The organism is Desulfosporosinus sp. OT, assembly GCF_000224515.1.
Classification (GTDB): domain Bacteria; phylum Bacillota; class Desulfitobacteriia; order Desulfitobacteriales; family Desulfitobacteriaceae; genus Desulfosporosinus.
Genome location: NZ_AGAF01000180.1, coordinates 1 through 3,753, shown reverse-complemented (window position 1 = coordinate 3,753; position 3,753 = coordinate 1). Strand labels below are relative to the sequence as shown.

Below are 3,753 nucleotides of genomic sequence, written 5' to 3'. Positions count from 1 at the left end.
TAACTTAAAACTAGCTGATAAATTTTTTCAGATCGTTCAAATATTTGAACGATCTGATTGTTCATGTGCCCACGGCTTATTTCTTGGTGCTATTTCAGATGTCGTTATTCATTAACGACATGGATATTGAAGTTTGCTACAGGGGCGCTGCTGCTCGTAAGATCACGTATCCCCGTCTTGACGTAGTTAAGCGTAACATGGGAATCTGTACTCACAATTGACGAGCTCAGAGTCAAGGTTACCCTAGTGCCGAATACCACTACGTTGGTAACTTTTGGATCTGAAGCTACCCCCGCTACCTTAAAAGCCTCTGGATCGCCTATGGAGCCAGTCAAGTCTTTGCTCATCGTTAAAGTAATGTGTCTACGGTCTGAGATCACCGCTCTAGACACGGTAGCTGCCGAAGGCACGAATACATTTTGCGCTGATCCGAAGTAATGACCGCTTTTTATCGCTGTGATCGTGTAGGTACGACCAACTGATAGTGTCGCAGCAATATTATAGGTCGCACCTCTGTTCGTTGTAGACGCCGAGCTTATCATCACACGTGTAGTGCCATCCAAAAGAATGAAATCACTTGCATCCAAACCATTCAGGGCTGGTTTCAGCGCCACAGTGAATCCTGCAGTCGATGGTTCTCTCACCGTCAAAGTTTCTGTGGGTGTTATCGCAGGTACGACCACGTACTGGGCAGTTCCGAATTTGTAACCTGTCTTGGCTGCCGTTAAAGTGTAGATTTGACCCTCACTTAGGGCTGCAGTAATGACATACGTTACCCCGTCATCTGAAGTGACTGCACGTCTAATGGCTATCGGGTCTCCCCAATTGTCAAGAAGCGTAAAGTTGTTTACCTTTAAGCCATCTAGGGCTGGACTCATCGCCACTGTAAATCCGTTTGTCGTTGGGTTGCTCACAGTAAATGTTACGCTGTTTGTAGATGGATTTGTTGTTCCTTCAGAGCTTTGTAAGATATCATTAATTTGTTCGATCAGATGTTGCGGGACCGCAGCTTCTCCACCTAAGACGTTTACTTGCGGTTGCACGTTATTATTCCTTAGTGTGATCAAATAATCGTATATACTCTTCGGCAAATTATTTTTCTTAGGATCCACCAAAAGAATAGGGGCATTATGAGTTGCTGCAAGCGTACTGCCGGAGAGAGCATCAGCAAAATCGAAGCCGTTTGCAACATAAATTTCGGTAGGATTTGGATAGAACTTGTTTAAGATTAAAGATAAGGTTTCAAAACGATCATAGCCACCCAACCTTTGGATTTGTGAATTGGGCGATAGGTTTTTAATTTGGTTGGACACGCCATTATGGATAACCCCTTCTCCACCAACTACATAAACATTTGTTGGCTTATCGCTAGACAAAAAGTCCTGAACGGATTGAGTAAGATTAGAGGGATTGCTTAGCAAGATAGGCCACCCTTTACTTGCAGCCAGCGAAGAGACTCCTAAGGCGTCCGGAAAGTTCGTAGCACTGGCAATAATAACCGGAGTTCCTTTAGGAACATTCAACTTATTAAGGATCAGAGCATTGGTCTCAAAACGATCCTTCCCCCCTAAACGATTGACATGTAAACCATTTTTAAGCAACCATTGCTCAGATTTTTGAGAAATGATCCCCGTTCCACCAATAATCGTGATTGTTCCCCCCGCGACCAGATGATCTTTTACAAAATTGTAACTTTGCATTGAGTCTTCATACCCCAGGCTCACTAAGATAATTGGCGCCTTAAGTTTATAGGCTAAAGTACTAGCTGACAAAGCATCCGGAAAGTTATAAGCAGAAGCTAGAACAATATTTTGGACCTGTTGGTCGTCATCGAGCTCACTCGCTATTGACGTGGAAGTCTGAAACCGATCTTGGCCGTAAAAACGATGCGAAGCCGATTTACCTCGCGATGCTTGAGCTACCAAAGAGCATGAAAAGATAAGACTAACCATACAAACGAAGGACAATAGAACTTTAGTTTTTCGTTTCACTTACTTTTTCCTCCTTTTCTGTTTTTCGCTTCAAGATGGCTCACCTAATTATAAATACGCGGGGAATTTTGCATTTTACGGGGGTTTATATAATATTTTCCATATATACAAATACCCCTCACTTCTCCATCCTTGGCGACGATCACCAAAAAATCTGCCACAAAACCGGGTACGCCAAATAGCTGTTTGTACTTTTCTTTGCTCTTTTCAACACGATCCCTCCATGCAAATAAGAGCCCTCAGCAATGCTGAGGGCTCTTATGAAAGTTTCAAATTACATGGAATTATATCTCTATTTATTATTCTCTTTTTTACTGTTACTTTGGTTCTGAAACCAGTGAACATAAAACGGGTTTGACAATGTGGTGCCGATGACCGGAATCGAACCGGTACGGATGTTACTCCGCGGGATTTTAAGTCCCGTGCGTCTGCCAGTTACGCCACATCGGCTAAATTAGTTGGAGGCGGCACTCAGATTTGAACTGAGGAATAGAGGTTTTGCAGACCTCTGCCTTACCACTTGGCTATGCCGCCAGATTGAGTGGTGCCTCAGGACGGAATCGAACCGCCGACACGGGGATTTTCAGTCCCCTGCTCTACCGACTGAGCTACCGAGGCAAAATATTGGCGGAGGGGGTGGGATTCGAACCCACGGCCCCTTGCGGAGTCACTGGTTTTCAAGACCAGCTCCTTAAACCACTCGGACACCCCTCCAAGTATGATGGCGACCCCGATCGGATTTGAACCGACGATCTCCTGCGTGACAGGCAGGCATGTTAACCACTACACCACGGGGCCATGATTGGTGGACGATGACAGGATCGAATGGTGACCCGTACGGGATTCGAACCCGTGTAACCGCCGTGAAAGGGCGGTGTCTTAGACCGCTTGACCAACGGGCCGGTAAAAATTGGCAGGGGATGCAGGAGTTGAACCCGCGCCAGCGGTTTTGGAGACCGCTGTTCTACCATTAAACTAATCCCCTATGTATTAGGGTTTAAGTTACACAAATCATTTTTTGGTGGGCCATCCGCGACTCGAACGCGGGACACCCTGATTAAAAGTCAGGTGCTCTAGCCAACTGAGCTAATGGCCCGTTCTGGATGGGTTGGAAGGTTCGAACCTTCGATTGCCAGAGTCAAAGTATGGTGCCTTACCGCTTGGCGACACCCCAATATATATTAGACCAGAGCATTTACTCATGGACTCAATATCTTGGTTGCGGGGGCCGGATTTGAACCGACGACCTTCGGGTTATGAGCCCGACGAGCTACCGCTGCTCCACCCCGCGATGTTAGTGGTGGGGTACTTCTCCACAAACTTCTTTAAAATTTTGGTGCGGAAGACGGGACTTGAACCCGTACGGAGTTACCCACACGCCCCTCAAACGTGCGCGTCTGCCAATTACGCCACTCCCGCATGTGAAACCAATTTAAATGGTGCGCTCGGAGAGATTCGAACTCCCGGCCTTCTGATTCGTAGTCAGACGCTCTATCCAGCTGAGCTACGAGCGCAAAATATATTATGGTGGAGGTAAGCGGGATCGAACCGCTGACCCCCTGCTTGCAAGGCAGGTGCTCTCCCAGCTGAGCTATACCCCCACAATATTAACCAAATAGTAGCGCTTAAGTTGGCACGAAGCACCAACCTCGAGCTTATCAGGCGTGCACTCTACCAACTGAGCCTAATCACCCTTGTTCTTCACTAGAAAAGGTAATAAGTGACACAAAGGGGGCTACCCTAAAGGTAGCCCTTTTGTCTT

The 3,753-nt window shown here is 46.5% G+C and carries 1 protein-coding gene and 13 tRNA genes; all 14 read right to left on the bottom strand.

Annotated elements, in window-relative coordinates:
• Window positions 1–104 precede the first annotated feature (104 nt).
• A complete protein-coding gene (locus DOT_RS27890; protein WP_009621755.1) occupies window positions 105–1,991 on the bottom strand; it encodes a cell wall-binding repeat-containing protein in 1,887 nt (628 codons plus the stop codon).
• 363 nt (window positions 1,992–2,354) lie between these two features.
• Window positions 2,355–2,441: transfer RNA gene (locus tag DOT_RS17945), tRNA-Leu, on the bottom strand.
• Between the two features lie 9 nt (window positions 2,442–2,450).
• Window positions 2,451–2,525 (bottom strand) — tRNA-Cys (locus DOT_RS17940).
• An 8-nt stretch (window positions 2,526–2,533) separates the two neighbouring features.
• A tRNA-Phe gene (locus DOT_RS17935) sits at window positions 2,534–2,609 on the bottom strand.
• Window positions 2,610–2,616: 7 nt separating this feature from the next.
• A tRNA-Ser gene (locus DOT_RS17930) sits at window positions 2,617–2,705 on the bottom strand.
• Between the two features lie 8 nt (window positions 2,706–2,713).
• A tRNA-Asp gene (locus DOT_RS17925) sits at window positions 2,714–2,789 on the bottom strand.
• Window positions 2,790–2,817: 28 nt separating this feature from the next.
• Window positions 2,818–2,893, bottom strand: a tRNA-Glu gene (locus DOT_RS17920).
• Window positions 2,894–2,902: 9 nt separating this feature from the next.
• A tRNA-Trp gene (locus tag DOT_RS17915) sits at window positions 2,903–2,976 on the bottom strand.
• 34 nt (window positions 2,977–3,010) lie between these two features.
• Window positions 3,011–3,087: transfer RNA gene (locus DOT_RS17910), tRNA-Lys, on the bottom strand.
• A 4-nt stretch (window positions 3,088–3,091) separates the two neighbouring features.
• Window positions 3,092–3,165: transfer RNA gene (locus DOT_RS17905), tRNA-Gln, on the bottom strand.
• A 42-nt stretch (window positions 3,166–3,207) separates the two neighbouring features.
• Window positions 3,208–3,282 (bottom strand) — tRNA-Met (locus DOT_RS17900).
• 43 nt (window positions 3,283–3,325) lie between these two features.
• A tRNA-Leu gene (locus tag DOT_RS17895) sits at window positions 3,326–3,410 on the bottom strand.
• 18 nt (window positions 3,411–3,428) lie between these two features.
• Window positions 3,429–3,505, bottom strand: a tRNA-Arg gene (locus DOT_RS17890).
• An 11-nt stretch (window positions 3,506–3,516) separates the two neighbouring features.
• Window positions 3,517–3,592: transfer RNA gene (locus DOT_RS17885), tRNA-Ala, on the bottom strand.
• Window positions 3,593–3,753: the final 161 nt, after the last annotated feature.